This window comes from Reyranella sp. (genome assembly GCF_965249915.1).
GTDB lineage: Bacteria > Pseudomonadota > Alphaproteobacteria > Reyranellales > Reyranellaceae > Reyranella.
Genome location: NZ_OZ252257.1, coordinates 4,286,304 through 4,300,578, shown reverse-complemented (window position 1 = coordinate 4,300,578; position 14,275 = coordinate 4,286,304). Strand labels below are relative to the sequence as shown.

Annotated in this window: 20 protein-coding genes; 11 read left to right on the top strand and 9 right to left on the bottom strand. The window is 65.7% G+C overall.

Annotated features, from left to right (window positions below):
• The first annotated feature begins 76 nt into the window (after nucleotides 1-76).
• The 5 genes from ACP15H_RS21320 (at nucleotide 77) to ACP15H_RS21300 (ending at nucleotide 2,996) form a co-directional block, all read left to right on the top strand.
• Nucleotides 77-529 carry a LysR family transcriptional regulator gene (locus ACP15H_RS21320; RefSeq protein ID WP_425068143.1) on the top strand — a complete coding sequence of 151 codons (453 nt, stop codon included), beginning with the start codon at nucleotides 77-79 and terminating at the stop codon, nucleotides 527-529.
• Nucleotides 415-996 (top strand): LysR substrate-binding domain-containing protein, encoded by a 582-nt coding sequence (locus ACP15H_RS21315; RefSeq protein ID WP_425069947.1) that lies wholly within the window; start codon nucleotides 415-417, stop codon nucleotides 994-996. The genes ACP15H_RS21320 and ACP15H_RS21315 overlap by 115 nt, the downstream gene beginning before the upstream one ends.
• Nucleotides 997-1,110: 114 nt before the next feature.
• A complete protein-coding gene (locus ACP15H_RS21310; RefSeq protein WP_425068142.1) occupies nucleotides 1,111-2,166 on the top strand; it encodes a hypothetical protein in 1,056 nt (351 codons plus the stop codon).
• Between the two features lie 10 nt (nucleotides 2,167-2,176).
• Nucleotides 2,177-2,704, top strand: a complete 528-nt coding sequence (locus ACP15H_RS21305) for a UGSC family (seleno)protein (protein ID WP_425068141.1) — start codon at nucleotides 2,177-2,179, stop codon at nucleotides 2,702-2,704.
• Nucleotides 2,705-2,771: 67 nt separating this feature from the next.
• Nucleotides 2,772-2,996 carry a hypothetical protein gene (locus tag ACP15H_RS21300; RefSeq protein ID WP_425068140.1) on the top strand — a complete coding sequence of 75 codons (225 nt, stop codon included), beginning with the start codon at nucleotides 2,772-2,774 and terminating at the stop codon, nucleotides 2,994-2,996.
• A 7-nt stretch (nucleotides 2,997-3,003) separates the two neighbouring features.
• Here the strand turns inward: ACP15H_RS21300 and ACP15H_RS21295 are convergent, their stop codons facing one another.
• The 5 genes from ACP15H_RS21295 to ACP15H_RS21275 all read right to left on the bottom strand — a co-directional run bounded on the left by ACP15H_RS21295 (nucleotide 3,004) and on the right by ACP15H_RS21275 (nucleotide 6,001).
• Nucleotides 3,004-3,786, bottom strand: coding sequence for a glutathione S-transferase family protein (locus tag ACP15H_RS21295; protein WP_425069946.1), 783 nt, complete (start codon nucleotides 3,784-3,786; stop codon nucleotides 3,004-3,006).
• Between the two features lie 5 nt (nucleotides 3,787-3,791).
• Nucleotides 3,792-4,145, bottom strand: coding sequence for a Lin0512 family protein (locus ACP15H_RS21290; RefSeq protein WP_425068139.1), 354 nt, complete (start codon nucleotides 4,143-4,145; stop codon nucleotides 3,792-3,794).
• Nucleotides 4,146-4,158: 13 nt separating this feature from the next.
• A complete protein-coding gene (locus ACP15H_RS21285; RefSeq protein WP_425068138.1) occupies nucleotides 4,159-4,497 on the bottom strand; it encodes a Lin0512 family protein in 339 nt (112 codons plus the stop codon).
• 13 nt (nucleotides 4,498-4,510) lie between these two features.
• Nucleotides 4,511-5,494, bottom strand: a complete 984-nt coding sequence (locus ACP15H_RS21280) for a tripartite tricarboxylate transporter substrate binding protein (protein ID WP_425068137.1) — start codon at nucleotides 5,492-5,494, stop codon at nucleotides 4,511-4,513.
• 108 nt (nucleotides 5,495-5,602) lie between these two features.
• Complete coding sequence (locus ACP15H_RS21275) at nucleotides 5,603-6,001, bottom strand: DoxX family protein (RefSeq protein ID WP_425068136.1); 399 nt, start codon at nucleotides 5,999-6,001, stop codon at nucleotides 5,603-5,605.
• Nucleotides 6,002-6,209: 208 nt separating this feature from the next.
• On the opposite strand from ACP15H_RS21275, the gene ACP15H_RS21270 reads away from it, so the two are divergent.
• The 4 genes from ACP15H_RS21270 to ACP15H_RS21255 all read left to right on the top strand — a co-directional run bounded on the left by ACP15H_RS21270 (nucleotide 6,210) and on the right by ACP15H_RS21255 (nucleotide 10,556).
• Complete coding sequence (locus ACP15H_RS21270; protein ID WP_425068135.1) at nucleotides 6,210-7,262, top strand: ABC transporter ATP-binding protein; 1,053 nt, start codon at nucleotides 6,210-6,212, stop codon at nucleotides 7,260-7,262.
• 45 nt (nucleotides 7,263-7,307) lie between these two features.
• Nucleotides 7,308-8,639, top strand: a complete 1,332-nt coding sequence (locus ACP15H_RS21265) for an ABC transporter substrate-binding protein (protein ID WP_425068134.1) — start codon at nucleotides 7,308-7,310, stop codon at nucleotides 8,637-8,639.
• Between the two features lie 65 nt (nucleotides 8,640-8,704).
• The gene (locus tag ACP15H_RS21260; RefSeq protein ID WP_425068133.1) at nucleotides 8,705-9,661 is read left to right on the top strand and encodes a carbohydrate ABC transporter permease; all 957 of its coding nucleotides are present in this window, start codon (nucleotides 8,705-8,707) and stop codon (nucleotides 9,659-9,661) included.
• Entirely contained in the window at nucleotides 9,654-10,556 is a 903-nt protein-coding gene (locus ACP15H_RS21255; RefSeq protein ID WP_425068132.1) for a carbohydrate ABC transporter permease, read from the top strand. The genes ACP15H_RS21260 and ACP15H_RS21255 overlap by 8 nt, the downstream gene beginning before the upstream one ends.
• Before the next feature lie 11 nt (nucleotides 10,557-10,567).
• Here ACP15H_RS21255 and ACP15H_RS21250 read toward each other — a convergent pair whose 3' ends face one another.
• Nucleotides 10,568-10,738 (bottom strand): hypothetical protein, encoded by a 171-nt coding sequence (locus ACP15H_RS21250; protein WP_425068131.1) that lies wholly within the window; start codon nucleotides 10,736-10,738, stop codon nucleotides 10,568-10,570.
• 99 nt (nucleotides 10,739-10,837) lie between these two features.
• Complete coding sequence (locus ACP15H_RS21245; protein WP_425068130.1) at nucleotides 10,838-10,987, bottom strand: hypothetical protein; 150 nt, start codon at nucleotides 10,985-10,987, stop codon at nucleotides 10,838-10,840.
• 11 nt (nucleotides 10,988-10,998) lie between these two features.
• On the opposite strand from ACP15H_RS21245, the gene ACP15H_RS21240 reads away from it, so the two are divergent.
• Together ACP15H_RS21240 and ACP15H_RS21235 are read left to right on the top strand one after the other, a co-directional pair.
• Nucleotides 10,999-11,592, top strand: coding sequence for a hypothetical protein (locus ACP15H_RS21240; protein ID WP_425068129.1), 594 nt, complete (start codon nucleotides 10,999-11,001; stop codon nucleotides 11,590-11,592).
• Nucleotides 11,593-11,613: 21 nt separating this feature from the next.
• Nucleotides 11,614-12,198, top strand: a complete 585-nt coding sequence (locus tag ACP15H_RS21235; protein ID WP_425068128.1) for a hypothetical protein — start codon at nucleotides 11,614-11,616, stop codon at nucleotides 12,196-12,198.
• A 4-nt stretch (nucleotides 12,199-12,202) separates the two neighbouring features.
• Here the strand turns inward: ACP15H_RS21235 and ACP15H_RS21230 are convergent, their stop codons facing one another.
• Together ACP15H_RS21230 and ACP15H_RS21225 are read right to left on the bottom strand one after the other, a co-directional pair.
• Nucleotides 12,203-13,177 (bottom strand): Bug family tripartite tricarboxylate transporter substrate binding protein, encoded by a 975-nt coding sequence (locus ACP15H_RS21230; RefSeq protein ID WP_425068127.1) that lies wholly within the window; start codon nucleotides 13,175-13,177, stop codon nucleotides 12,203-12,205.
• 26 nt (nucleotides 13,178-13,203) lie between these two features.
• Nucleotides 13,204-14,127 (bottom strand): hypothetical protein, encoded by a 924-nt coding sequence (locus ACP15H_RS21225; protein ID WP_425068126.1) that lies wholly within the window; start codon nucleotides 14,125-14,127, stop codon nucleotides 13,204-13,206.
• Nucleotides 14,128-14,275: the final 148 nt, after the last annotated feature.

Below are 14,275 nucleotides of genomic sequence, written 5' to 3'. Positions count from 1 at the left end.
TGGTGCGCCGATGAAGAAAACGGTGTCATCCCGAACGCCGTGAGGGATCCTTCTTCTTCTCAAAGCGTGAGCTGCCATGGCCCAGCCGACCCTGCCGGATTTCAGCGCCCGCCAGCTCGAGGCAGTCCTCGACGTCGGCGAATACGGCAGTTTCATCGCGGCGGCGGCGCGGCTGCGCATCTCGCAGCCGGCGCTGACCCGCACCATCAAGCGGATCGAGACCGCGCTGGGCGTTCGCCTGTTCGAGCGCAGCACGCGCCACGTGCAGATCACGCCGGCCGGCCGCGAGTTCGCGGCGGTGGCCGAGCGCATGCTGAACGATCTGCGCATCACGGTGCGCTCGTCCGCGAGGTCGCCGAGGAACAGCGCGGCCGGCTGGCGATTGCCAGCATCATGTCGGTGGCGAGCGGAACCCTGCCGCTCCTGCTCGCGGCCTATCGCGCCGACCGGCCCGGCATCGAGATCCATGTCCAGGAAGGCGTGCATGGCAGCGTACTGGAAGCGGTGCGCAGCGGCATCGCCGATATAGGCCTTGCCTATGTCGACGAACTGCCCGATGCGATGTCGGGCGAGGCGCTGCAGCGCGAGACCTTCTGCCTCGTCGTGCCGCGCCGCCATCGGCTGGCCAGCCGTCCCACCGTCACGCTCGCCGAACTGCGCGACGAGCCATTGGTTGCGCTGCCGGGCGATTCACGGACCCGCCGGACGATCGATGCCGCCGCGTCGGTCGCGGGGGTCACGCTGCGCCAGATGACGACGGTCAGTCAGTTCGCGACCTTGATGGGCTGCGTGCGGGCGGGCGTCGGTCTCGCCATCGTCCCGACCGGCGCGACGGGCCACTTCCTGGGGCGCGACCTGCGCGCGGTCCGGCTCGGCGAGCCGAAACTGTCGCGCCGCCTCGGCATCGTGCTGTTGCGCGAACGCGAGCCGTCACCGGCGGCGGCCGGTTTCCTGGCCCTGGCGCGGCGATCGTGGCCCAGGCCGGCCACGCGTTGATACGCGAAATGGAATAATCCAGGCTATCAGCTTGCGGTTGGCATAGGCGCGCAGAAGTCTATCCTGCCAGGAAGCCGGCCGGCGTCATGTGCCCGGAGCGGTGGAGGAAACAGCGTGCAGTTTGCATCCCGATCCTATTCGGCCGACAGCATTTCGGCGGTCCAGGAGCTCTATCATTCCAACGGCTGGACCGACGGTCTGCCCATCGTGCCGCCGACGCGCGAGGCGGTTCAGGAATGCCTGGAATGGGTGATGATGCCGCCCGACCAGCTGATCGGCATCGAGCCGGTGCGCGGCCTCGCCATCACCGCCGAGAAGCTGGCGATCAACGCCGTCATGGCGGGCTGCCTGCCCATGCACTTCCCGGTCGTCGTGACGGCCTGGACCGCCATGATGCAGGAAGAATTTCTGATGCACGGGGCCACGGCGAGCACCGGCGGCTGCGCGGTGCTGGTGATCCTGAACGGACCGATCCGGCTCGAGATTGGCGCCAGCGGCTCGTTCAATGCGCTCGCCAATTCGGACCGGGCGACGGCGGTCATCGGACGCGCCATCCGGCTCTGCCTGATCAACCTGCTGGACGACCGGCCGGGCGTGATCGACCGGTCGACCCTCGGCCATCCCGGCAAGTTCAGCTACTGCGTCGCCGAGGACGAGGAGGACACGAGCTGGCTGCCGCTGGCCGAGCATCGCGGCGTGCCGAAGGGCGCGTCCTCCGTGACCGTGCTGGCGGCCGGTGCACCGCGCCAGCTCATGAACGAATGGACGACCAAGCCCGAGGAGATCCTGGAAACCTTCGCGGCCGAGATGCGCGCCAACATGCGCCATTACTCGATCCATCCCGGCAATTACGCGCTGATCATTCCGAAACAGCTGCGCGAGCATCTGCAGGCCGGCGGCTGGACCAAGGCCGACATCGCGACCTTCATCCATGAACGCGCCCGCATCCACCGCCGCGAATGGGCCGATGTCGGCAAGGGCGCCGTCGTCCGCGACCGCGGCGACAGCGTCTACACCGCGATGGATTCGCCCGACCAGCTTCTGGTCGTGGCCGCGGGCGGACCGGCCGGCGGCTTCGGCGCCGTCATCCCGCCCTGGCTCGGCAACAAGAGCCATGCCGTGACGTTGCCGATCGGCGTCTGCGTCGATTGCGAACCTCCCAAGAAGTAAGAGGAAACACATGTTCGAAGTTCTCGATCCCACGCCCGGCACCGCCCCGCCGGCCGGCCAGCTCGCCCCGCGCCTCGACACGCTGGAAGGCAAGACGATCGGCTTCATCTCGAACGGCAAGGAAGGCACCAAGGGCTTCTTCAGGCACCTCGATCAGATCCTGCGCGAGGAATACGGCGTCGCCCAGGTGGTGAGCCGCACCAAGTCGAACTACAGCGCGCCGGCCGATCCCCACATCGTGGCGGAAATCAAGGGCTGGGATGCCGTCGTCTCCGGCCTGGGGGATTGAGGCAGCTGTTCATCGTGCAGTCTGCACGACTCAGTTACCGCTGAAAGACTGGACGTTCCCGCGTTCAGCGTGATGACGACCCGGTTCGCCAGTGCCGCCGACATGATGAGCCGCGTGCTCGGCATGCCGGGCTATGCCTTCGCCCAGATCGGCCATCCGGTCAGCAGCGCCACCGACGACCAGCTCCGCGCCATGGCCCGCACGGCCATCGAGCAGGGACTGGCGATGCTGGTGCGGCCCAAGGCCTGAATTCCCCACTCGGGCAACCCCGGACGACTTTTTGCGTTGTCCGGGGAACCACAGGGGAGTTTGCGGCATGAAGCCGATGGCAATTTTGGGCGTCCTTCTGATCGCGATCGGCATTGCCGGTCTGGCGATCGACAATATCTCCTTCACCGAGCGCAAGACCATCGTCGATGCCGGCCCGCTCAAGGTCACGGCCGACGAACAGCGCACCATCCCGATCCCGACCATCGCCGGCATCGTCGCCGTGATCGCGGGCGCCGGTCTGCTGTTCATGGGCCGCGCTGCGCGCGGCTAACGCTTCGTCAGCCCAGCGGCCAGGTGAAGCGGATGTTGTTCTTTGCGATTCCGTCGAGAACGACTTGCTGGCCACCGGACTTCATCATCCATTCCAGACGATGATCGCGGTACTCGCGTCGGATTTGTCCCGACGCGAGCCGCTCGTGTGCGCTGGCCATGCCTGATGCGGCGGCTTCGAACTCCTTGAAGGTCGTGGCGACCGATGGGCGTTCGATGAGCCGGTCGCGCCATTCCGCCAGAGTTGAGCCGGCGGGCGTTCCCAGCCCGTAGAAGAACGAGCGGTTCAGGTAGGGCGCCACGCTGAGGTCGGCCCAGCCGAAGTGGGCGCCGTTGAACCAGGGCCGATCACCAAGCTTGTCCGAGAGCCAGGCCTGCAACTCGGCGGTCTGCCGCGCCGCCGTGGCCTTCATCTTCTCCGCCTGCTCGCCCTCGGCCCGCTTGAACCAGCGGATCTCGCTCAGGCCCCAGTTCACCGCCTCGTAGAGCGTGTCGCAGAGATCCTCGATCATGCGCGCTTCGGCGCGTGCCGCCGGATCGCGAGGCAGCAGGGGTGGGGAGGGATACTTGTCCTCGAGATATTCGAGGATGATCGTCGAATCGAAGATGCGCGCTTCGCCGTCGATCAAGGTCGGGACCTCGTTGCGGGGGCTCGCCGCCGCGAACGCTCCGCCGGCCGTGCCGCTGCCCAGCGCGGCCGGCGTCTCGACCGTGAAGTCCAGACCCTTCTCGCGCATCGCGATCTTCACCTTCTGGGCATAGGACGACAGCGGGTGTTCATAGAGCAGCATGGCGCTCACTTCGCTTGAGGAATCTCCATGCGGACCGCGATGGCGGCGCTGGCGATCACCGCCGGGTCGTTGTTCTCCGGATCGGCGATATCGAGGCCGCCCTTGACCACCTTCACGGTGACGATGCCGTGCGGCAGAGAGGCCTTCACCTTCTCCGCGTCGACCTTGTCGGGCTGCTGCACGCCGATCGTGACATCGACGAACATGCCGGTCTTGGTGTCGATCTTGAGGGTCCGGATCATCGCGAGCGAGGAATGGTGCAGGGCGTCCTGCACGGCGCGCAGGGCGGCCTTGGTGTAGTCGCCCCCATGCAGGTCGTTGCCGGTGCCGAGTTCGAGGATCACGCGCTTGGCGGTCATGGTCTTGGCTCCCTTACAGGTCGAGCCGGACGATGGCGGCCGCCTGGGCGATCACCGTCTTGTCCGTGCCGGCTTCGTTGTCGATCTCGAGGCCGCCCTCGACCACCTTCACCGTGCCCGTGCCGTGCGGCAGGACCGCCAGCACTTGCGCGGTGTCGACCTGGTCGGGCTGCGGCACGCCGATCAGGACCTCGACCACCATGTCGTCGCTCGACTTGCCGAGCGCCGTCGCGACGGTGAGGGAGTTGTGCCACAGCGCGTCGCGCAGGGCCCGAACGGCGGCCTTCGTATAGTCGCCGCCCCGGATATCGGTGCCCATGCCGATCTCGAGGGCCACCTTCTTCAACGCCATGGCTTTCTCCTGTTCAGGGCTTCGCGAGCCCGGCCTTGATGAGCAGCGGTTTCACGTCGGCATAGTACTTCTCGGCGAAGGCACGGAACTCCGCGGGGTTCTTGTCCCACGGCACCTGGATGAACTTCGCGAGATATTCGGTCACCTTCGGTTCGGTCGAGGCCTGCTTGAAGGCTTCGTAGAGTGTGTTGACGATCTCCGCGGGCATGCCCTTGGGGCCGAGCAGGCCGTAGGGGCTCTGGCCCACGACGTTCACGCCGAGCTCGATCATCGTTGGCACGTCGGGATAGCGCGGGATGCGCTTCTCGGTCGCGAAGGCCAGGATGCGGCACTTGCCGTCGTCGACGAAGGGCGCCCACTGGGCGGCATCGGCGATGAACTGGATCTCGCCACTCATCAGCGCCTGCATCCATTCCGCGCCGCCCTTGTAGGGCACGTGGGTGAACTTCGCGCCGGTCGCCTGCTCGACCTCGATCATCATGAGCTGGCCGGTGCCGCCGACGCCCGAGGTGCCGTAATTGTACTTGTCCGGGTCCTTCTTGCCGGCGGCGATCATGTCCTGGAAGGTCTTCCACGGAGAATCGGAGCGCACGACGATGCCCATCGTGTAGCCCGACAGGCCGGTGATGTAGGTGAAGTCGGTCAGCGGATTCCAGTTGGTCTGCTGATAATGCGGATAGCGCAGCGTGTTGATGCTCATGACGGCCAGCGTGTAGCCGTCGGGCTTGGCGTTGAGCAGCATGGCCGGCGCCAGCGTGCCGGCCGCACCCGGCTTGATGTCGATGATGATCTGCTGACCCAGGATCTTGCCCACCGCCTCGGCCAGCAGGCGCATGTGCACGTCGGTGACGCCGCCCGCGGCGAAGGGGTTGTAGATCGTGATCGGCTTCTCGGGCTTCCAGCGGGGCTGGGCGTTCGCCAGCATTGGCGCGGTGAGCGCCGTCGCACCGGCGAGGGCGGCAAAGCGGCGGCGGTTGATCGAGACCGGCTGGGACATGAACGCTCCTCCTGCTTCATTTTTCTTCGTGTCGTGCACACGGCGAAACGGCTGCACGAGGCAGCCGTCCGTTCGTTCCATAGCGTTTCGGCGAAGGCGCGTTAAGCGCTACTTCCGGCGTGCGGCGTCGATGCTCCACGGGCCGGGGCCGGCCGCGGCGATGTAGAGGAAGACGAAGCAATAGAGGACGGCAAGCTCGCCCTTGTTGAGGATCGGATAGAAGCCTTGCGGGGCGTGGGCCATGAAGTAGGCCACGGCCGTCATGCCGGACGCGAGGAAGGCGGCGGGGCGGCTGAACAGTCCGATGATCAGCAGGATGCCGCAGACGAACTCGATCATGCCGGCATAGCCCGGCATCGACATGAGGTTGAAGTTGGCCGGGACGACGCCTGCCGGAAATTTCAGCAGCTTGCCAGTGCCGTGCTGCAGCAGGAGAAGGCCACTCATGATTCGCAGGATGCTGAGCAGGCGTGGCGCCCAGGCAGCACCGAGAGCGTCAAAGTTCATTGCGGAAATCCCCAAAATAAAAGTGCACTTTGCCCATCCTGAAGGCGGCTCGGGCTTTCGACAAGCGGTTGCTCGGTAACCCGGTCACCATCTCGTCAGTAGTCCTCGCACTTCGCCCGGGCTTTGCTATGATCCGGTTACGATCGGTCGAAAGAACCGGCAGAAGTACAAGCAATAAGCGGCCCGAGGCCGCGCGCGTGGAGGAAATATGGCGACGGTCGAGGTCCGCACCGTGCGGAAGGCGTTCGGGCCTGTAGAGATTCTACATGGCGTCAGTGTCGACATCGCCGATGGCGAGTTCGTGGTGCTGGTTGGCCCCTCCGGGTGCGGCAAGTCCACCCTGCTGCGCATGCTGGCGGGGCTGGAAAACATCACGTCGGGCGAGATCGCGATCGGCGGGCGGGTGGTCAACACCGTGCCGCCGAAGGACCGGGACATCGCGATGGTGTTCCAGAACTACGCGCTCTATCCGCACATGACCGTCTACGACAACATGGCCTTCTCGCTGACGCTCGCGAAGGCGCCGAAATCCGTGATGGACGAGGAGGTCGGCCGGGCCGCCAGGATTCTGGGCCTGGAGCAGCTCCTGCATCGCTTCCCGCGCCAGCTCTCCGGCGGCCAGCGCCAGAGGGTCGCGATGGGGCGCGCCATCGTGCGCAACCCGCAGGTCTTCCTGTTCGACGAACCGCTCTCCAACCTCGACGCCAAGCTGCGCGTGCAGATGCGCTCGGAGATCAAGGAGCTCCACCAGCGGCTCAAGGTCACGACCGTCTACGTCACCCACGACCAGATCGAGGCCATGACCATGGCCGACAAGATCGTGGTCATGAACAACGGCCATATCGAACAGATCGGCGCGCCGCTCGAACTCTACGACCGGCCGGCCAACCTGTTCGTCGCGGGCTTCATCGGCTCGCCGGCCATGAACATGGTGAAGGGCACCGTGTCGAACGGCGCGCTCCGCATGGAAGACGGCACGGCCTGGCCGTTGCCCGCCAACGGCAGCCGTCCGGCCGACGGTCCCGCCGTGTACGGCGTGCGGCCCGAGCATCTCATGCTCGATCCCGGCGGCATTCCGGCCACCGTCCAGGTGGTCGAGCCGACCGGATCGGAGACCCAGGTCTTGATGAAGATCGGCGGCCAGCCGGTGATCGGGGCCTTCCGCGAACGCGTTACGGCGAAGCCCGGCGAGATCCTGCCCGTGAGGCCCGATCCCGCCCTGGTCCATCTGTTCGACCAGCAGTCGGGCCAGCGCCTCTGAGAACGGGGAAAAAAAGACAGACGATAATCAACAAAGGAGGAAACAATGGCGTTCATCATCAGGCGGCGTGAGTCGATCATTCTCGGTGCCGCAGCGGCGGCGATGGCGATGGGCCGCGCGGCCAACGCCCAGTCGGAGATTCCCAAGGCCGACGTGCCGGCGCCCAAGCTGCCGATCGAGAAAGGCGCCACGCTCCGCCTGATCCGGCCGGCGCGCTTCGTGGAGCCCGACGAGGTCATCTTCCGTGCCAATAGCGCCAAGTTCGCCAAGGAGACCGGCGTCGAGGTCAAGGTCGACTTCGTGGGGTGGGAAGACATCCGCCAGCAGACCGCCGTGTCGGCGAACACCGGTGCCGGCCCCGACGTCGTCCTGGGCTGGGCGGAAGATCCGCACATCTACGCCGACAAGGTGGTCGAACTCAGCGACGTCGCGGAGTATCTCGGCAAGAAGTACGGCGGGTGGATGTTCCTCGGCGAGAAGTTCGGCAAGAGAGCCAAGACCAACAACTGGATCGGCCTGCCGATGGGCGGCACCGGCGGCCCGCTGGTCTACCGCGCCTCGGCGGTGAAGGAAGCCGGCTTCGACAAGGTGCCGACCACGCTGCCCGACCTGCTGAAGCTCTGCCAGCAGCTCCAGAAGATCAAGAAGCCGGCCGGTTTCGCGCTCGGCAACGCGGTGGGCGACGCCAACGGCTTCGCCAACTGGATGCTGTGGGCCCATGGTGGCGCGCTGGTCGACGAGGACGGCAAGGTCATCATCAACAGCAAGGAAACGGTGAACGCCCTCAACTACGTGAAGGAGCTCTATCCGACCTTCATCCCGGGCACGATGTCGTGGAACGACATCAGCAACAACCGGGCCTATGCGTCGAACGAGCTGTTCTTCACGGCCAACGGCGTGTCGATGTACTTCGCGCTGAAGAACGATCCGGCGACCAAGGCGATCGCCGACGACACCGAGCACGCGCTGCTGACCCAGGGCGTGGCGAGTTCGACACCGATGAGCGCCACGGTGTTGAACGCGATGGTGTTCAAGCACACCAAGTTTCCCAACGCCGCGAAGGCCTATCTCACCTTCATGATGGAGGCCGAGCAGTACGATCCGTGGCTGACCGGCTGCCTCGGCTACTGGGCGCATCCGCTCAATGCCTACGACAAGAGCAAGGTGTGGACGAGCGATCCCAAGATCGAGATCTATCGCAACACCATGAACAACCGCTTCTGGAGCGGCTACAAGGGTCCGATCACCCAGGCCGCCGGCACGGTCGCGGCCGAATACATCCTCGTGCAGATGTTCGCCTCCGTGGCCTCGGGCCAGGCGACGCCGGCCGATGCCGCCAAGGAAGCGGAGCGCCGCACGCGCCGCTACTACCGCTAAGGCGCAGTTCGGAAACGGCGCGACCGACCGACGGTCGCGCCGCTTTCCCGCTCTCCGGAGGGAAGATGACCGTCGCCACGATGACCGACTGGAACCGGACCCGCATACAGCAGGGTTGGCTGGCGCGCCTGTTCGACAACAAGGCGTTCCTGATTTTCATGTGCCTGTTGCCGGCCTGCGGCCTGCTGATGGTGTTCCTCACCTATCCGCTGGGCCTCGGCATCTGGCTGTCCTTCACCGACACCAAGATCGGCGGTACCGGCAAGTGGATCGGCCTCGATAATTTCGAGTACCTGCTGGAGGATCCGCAGTTCTGGACGGCGGTGTTCTACAGCGTCTTCTACACGGCCGTCGCGACGTTCGGGAAGTTCGCGCTGGGCCTCTGGCTCGCGCTGCTGCTGAACCGGCACCTGCCGATGAAGAACCTGCTGCGCGCCATCATCCTGCTGCCGTGGATCGTGCCCACCGTGCTGTCGGCGCTGGCCTTCTGGTGGATCTACGATCCGCAGTTCTCGATCATTTCCTATCTCGCCACCGACGTGATCGGCATCCGCGACAAGCCCTTCGACTTCCTGAGCACGACGTGGCCGGCGCGCTGGTCGCTGATCGCCGCCAATATCTGGCGCGGCATTCCGTTCGTGGCGATCTCCCTGCTGGCCGGCCTGCAGACGATCTCGCCGTCGCTCTACGAGGCCGCCCTGCTCGACGGGTCCACGGCCTGGCAGCGCTTCCGCTACATCACCTTCCCGCTGCTGCTGCCGATCCTGGCGATCGTGATGACCTTCTCGATCATCTTCACGTTCACCGACTTCCAGCTCGTCTATGCGATCACCCGTGGCGGGCCGATCAACTCGACCCACCTGATGGCGACGCTCGCCTTCCAGCGCGGCATCGCCGGTGGCGAGCTGGGCGAGGGCGCGGCGATCGCCGTCGCCATGATCCCGTTCCTCGTGTTCGCCACGCTGTTCAGCTACTTCGCACTCGCGCGCCGCAAGTGGCAGCAGGGAGAGGCCAATGACTAACGTCGCCACAGAGGCGCTGACGCCATCCAATGCCACCGCGCCTCCCGACGACATGGTCTGGGAGAGCCGCGGCCGGCGCATGGTGACGATCTACGTCCCGCTGCTCTGCTTCGTCGTCATCCTGCTGTTCCCGTTCTATTGGATGGCGATCACGGCCTTCAAGCCGAATGCCGAGCTGTACGACTACAAGACCTACAATCCATTCCTGATCGGCAGCCCGACGCTCGATCATATCTACAAGCTGCTGTTCCAGACGGCGTATCCGAAATGGCTGCTGACCACGATGGGCGTGGCCTTCTGCGCGACCTTCCTGTCGCTGTTCTCCAGCGTGCTGGCGGCCTACGCCATCCAGCGCCTGCGCTTCAAGGGCAGCCAGTATGTCGGTCTCGGCATCTACCTCGCCTATCTGGTGCCGCCGTCGATCCTGTTCATTCCGCTGGCGACGACGGTCTATCAGCTCGGCCTGTTCGACACGCCGCTGGCGCTGATCCTGACCTATCCGACCTTCCTGGTGCCGTTCTGCACCTGGCTGCTGATCGGCTACTTCAAGTCGATCCCGTACGAACTCGAGGAATGCGCGCTGATCGACGGCGCGACGCGTCTGCAGATCCTGCGGCGCATCACCCTGCCGCTGGCCGTGCCCGGACTGATCTCGGCCGGCATCTTCTCGTTCACCCTGTCGTGGAACGAGTTCATCTACTCGCTGGCGTTCATCCAGAGCAGCGAAAAGAAGACCGTCCCGGTCGCCATCCTGACCGAACTCGTCTCCGGTGACGTCTACCAGTGGGGTTCCCTGATGGCCGGCTCGCTTCTGGGCTCGCTGCCTGTGGCGATCTTCTATTCGTTCTTCGTCGACTACTACGTCTCCTCCCTCACCGGTGCGGTGAAGGAGTAGTCTTTCCTGCCTCAGGCGATCGGGCTCGGCGGGCCCGACGGGTGAGGGACCGGCGTCGGCTGATCTTCAGGCATCGGCATGTCGGGCTGCGCCGGCATCTCCGGCGGCACCGGATCGACCTTGCCGGGGACGGGAGGAACGGAGGGGATCTCGCGCGGCGGATCGGCGGCTCGGAACGTCATCGAAAGTCTCCACTGCTTGTTCGTTAAGGTGTTTGTTCGTTCCGGCCCCAAAACGAATGCCCGCCTTGAGGCGGGCATTCTGCTTCGAGGCATCAAGGACTAACGGTCCTTGTTCTGCGGCTGCTGAGGCTGACCAGGCTTCTGGCTGGGCTGCTGGTTCTGCTTCTGCTGCTGCTCGCGCTGCACCTGTTCGCGCTGCTGGCGATCGCGATCCTGCTGCTGCGAGGGATTCTGCTTCTGGTCGTTCATGGCGTTTCTCCATGTTCGCCGCGACCGCCGGAATGGCGACCGCTGTTTACAAAACGCCAGCCTCGGGAACGGGGTTGCACGTCCTGTCGTTTCTTGGATGGGAGATGCATCGCGCGAGAATCAAGTTGTTCACGGAGATTTCGATGGTTCGCCTGGTTGCAGGAACGGCGGTTCTAACGGCGGCACTTGTCGCCATACCCCCATTGGCCTTTGCGGCCGACGAAGCCGGTTGCGCGGCAGAGTGGGCGCAGGCGGATGTCGACAAGGACGGCGTGATCGCCGGTCCCGAGGCCGATCGTTATATCGCCTACATCCGTATTCGCGCGCAGGCGGAGCCGAAGGACGGCCGCATCACCCAGGACGCCTTTATGCAGGCCTGCCGAGGCGACGTCTTCAAGGCACAGGCGCCAGACCCTGGTGCGCCGTTCAAGGGCGCCAATTCATTTACGGAAGCGCAGGCCAGGGATCGCGCCGTCGCCGCCGGTTGCACCGACGTCTCGACACTCTCCAAGGACGCTGACGGCATCTGGCGCGGAACAGCCCGCAAGGCCGGTGCGCCGGTGAACGTCGCCATCGACTTCAAGGGCAACGTGGTTTCGCACTAGCAACTCGGCAGGAGGCTCATCGTGAAGACCATCACGCGCGTCTATGACACCTATGCGCAGGCTAGGCAGGTCGTCGCCGATCTCGAGGCCGCCGGCGCGCCCTCATCCGACATCAACATCATCGCCAACCGGTACGTCTGCGAGGAGACGGTGCGCGGCGAAGAACCGTCCCGCGCCGGTGCGGGAATCGGCGCCGCTCTGGGCGGTACGGCAGGTCTGCTCGCGGGCCTGGGCATGATCGCCATTCCGGGACTGGGGCCGGTCGTGGCGGCGGGCGCTCTGGCCGCGACGGCTGTGGGCGCCGTTGCCGGCGCGGCGACCGGCGGCCTTGTCGGCGCGCTCGTGTCGTCCGGCGTGCCGCAGCGGGAGGCAGAGGTCTATTGCGAGGCGGTGCGGCGCGGCGGCACGATGGTGAGCATGCGCACTTCGGAGGCCGACGAGCAGCGCGTGCTCCTGATCATGGACCAGCATCGCCCGATCGACCATCTCGCGCGCGAGACGGACTATCGCGCCGCCGGCTGGACGCGTTTCGATCCGCAGGCTCAGCCTTACACGCCGAGCGAGGCCGACGTCGAGCGCCTGCGCCGGCCCTACGCGAAGCAGTAGGGGGCTATTGCTCCGGCACCTTGCCGATTCGCTCCACCGCGACCTTCAGCCGTGCCGCGTCCTTGTCGAGGAAGGCCTTGAACTCGGGCGCGTCGAGATAGGCGATCGGCGTCTCGACCTTCGCCATCGCCTCCTTGAATTCAGGATCCTCGGCCGTGCGCTTCGCCGCATCGCGCAATGTCGCCATGACCGGTGCGGGCGTCGCCGCCGGCGCGAACAGTCCCGACCAGATGTAGAAGGTGGCGTCGTAGCCCAGCTCCTTCATGCTCGGCACGTCGGGCATGGAGGCGAGACGCTTGTCGCCCCACACCGCGAGCGCCCGCATCTTGCCGGCCTTGATCTGCCCCATGGCCGCCGACGGGCCCGAGGCCAGGGCGTCGATCTGGCCGCCCAGCAGGGCCGCGACGGCCGGTCCGCCGCCCTGGTAGGGAATATGGAACAGCTTGATGCCCGCGGCATCGGCGAAGATTTCCATGGCCACGTGAAGCGTGCCGTAGACGCCCGAGGAGCCGTAGTTGATCGTTCCGGGCTTGGCCTTTGCGGCCTCGACGAGATCCTTCAGCGTCTTGAAGGGACCGTCCTCGCGAACGACGAGCACCGTGGGATCGGCACTGATCAGGGCAATCGGCGCGAACTGGTCGAGCTCATAGGCGGGTGCACGGCCCTGCAGGCGATCGGCCACCGGCAGGACCGAGATCGACGACAGCGCCATCAGGATCGTGTAGCCGTCCGGTGCCGCGCGCGCGGCCTGTGCCGTGCCCACCGCGCCGCCGGCGCCGCCCTTGTTCTGCACGACGACCGACTGCTTCAGCAGCTTACCCATCACATGCGCCGTCGGGCGGCCCGTGATGTCGGCCACGCCGCCGGGCGGGAAGGGCACGATCATCGTGATCGGCCGCGACGGATAGGCCTCCTGGGCCTGGACCGGAAGGCCGAACGGCAGCATCGCCGCGCCGGCCATAAGAGTACGCCGCTTCATGTTTCCTCCCGTGACGTCTTGGTTGATTATTTGCCCTTGGAGCCCGCCTTCGCCGCGCCGGTCCGCGTGTCCGGATAGGTCGCCGTGAAGCCGAACAGGGTCGAGAGCGCATCCGGCACCATGATCTTGTCGATGTCCTGCAGGCCCGCGGTCTTGGTGGGCTTCAGGCCCAGCACCAGCGGACCCTTGGGCGCCTTCCAGTCGCCGACGAAGGAAGAGACGGCGTCGAGCGCCTTCAGCGTCTCGCCGGTCTGCGCCTGGGCAAAGCCGGCCAGCGCATCGAGCGCGGTCGTGATCAGCTCCGCGGGCTTGATGCCTTCCTCGCTGGCGATGGCGGGGACGAGTTTGCCCAGCAGTTCCTTGTCGTCGATCGTGAAGGAGGCGCTGCGCAGCCGGCCCTGGTCCTTGGCGGTGTCCATGTCGGTGTCGTCGCTCACCCCATCCACGATCATCGACAGGGCAAAGCGCGCCTGGCCGCGCAGGGTGACCTCCAGCATGTTGAGAGTCAGCACCTTGGCCGCCGGGTCGATGCGATAGTCGAGCGCGATGTCGAACGGCACCTTGGGGACGCCGTAGGGTTCGAGGGCGGTGAACATCTCGTCGTCGCCCGTCATGCCCTGCATCCGGAGCCTGGCGAACCGCGGCGCACGATCGTCCTTGGAGTCGTTCCTCAGGCGATCGAAGTCGAGTTCATCGACCGTCACCTTGTCGATCTTGATGGTGCTTTCCTTGTCGCCCGTCGCGGCGTTGGCCGGTACGACCGCGACGACGTCGTTCAGGACGAAGCCCGAGGCGCCCAGGGGCTGGGCGCTGGCATAGCTCAGCGTCTTGAGCCCGAACTGAGGCTTGATCTCCTTCTCGAAGCGCTCCAGCCCGTTCTGCGCCCAGGAACCGGTCGCAAACCCCACCAGCAGCAGCGCCGACACCAGCGCCGCGAAAACTACCCGCATGAACCCGTCTCCTCACCCGATGGCCGAGGATAGCACAGACGCCCACGGCGCCCGACCGCCCTCGCGTTGCTCCTATACCAAGGGAGGAATCGCTTCTGTCATACGGCCGGGGCATGGTGTGTCATCGACCAACCGAAGGAGACGACAG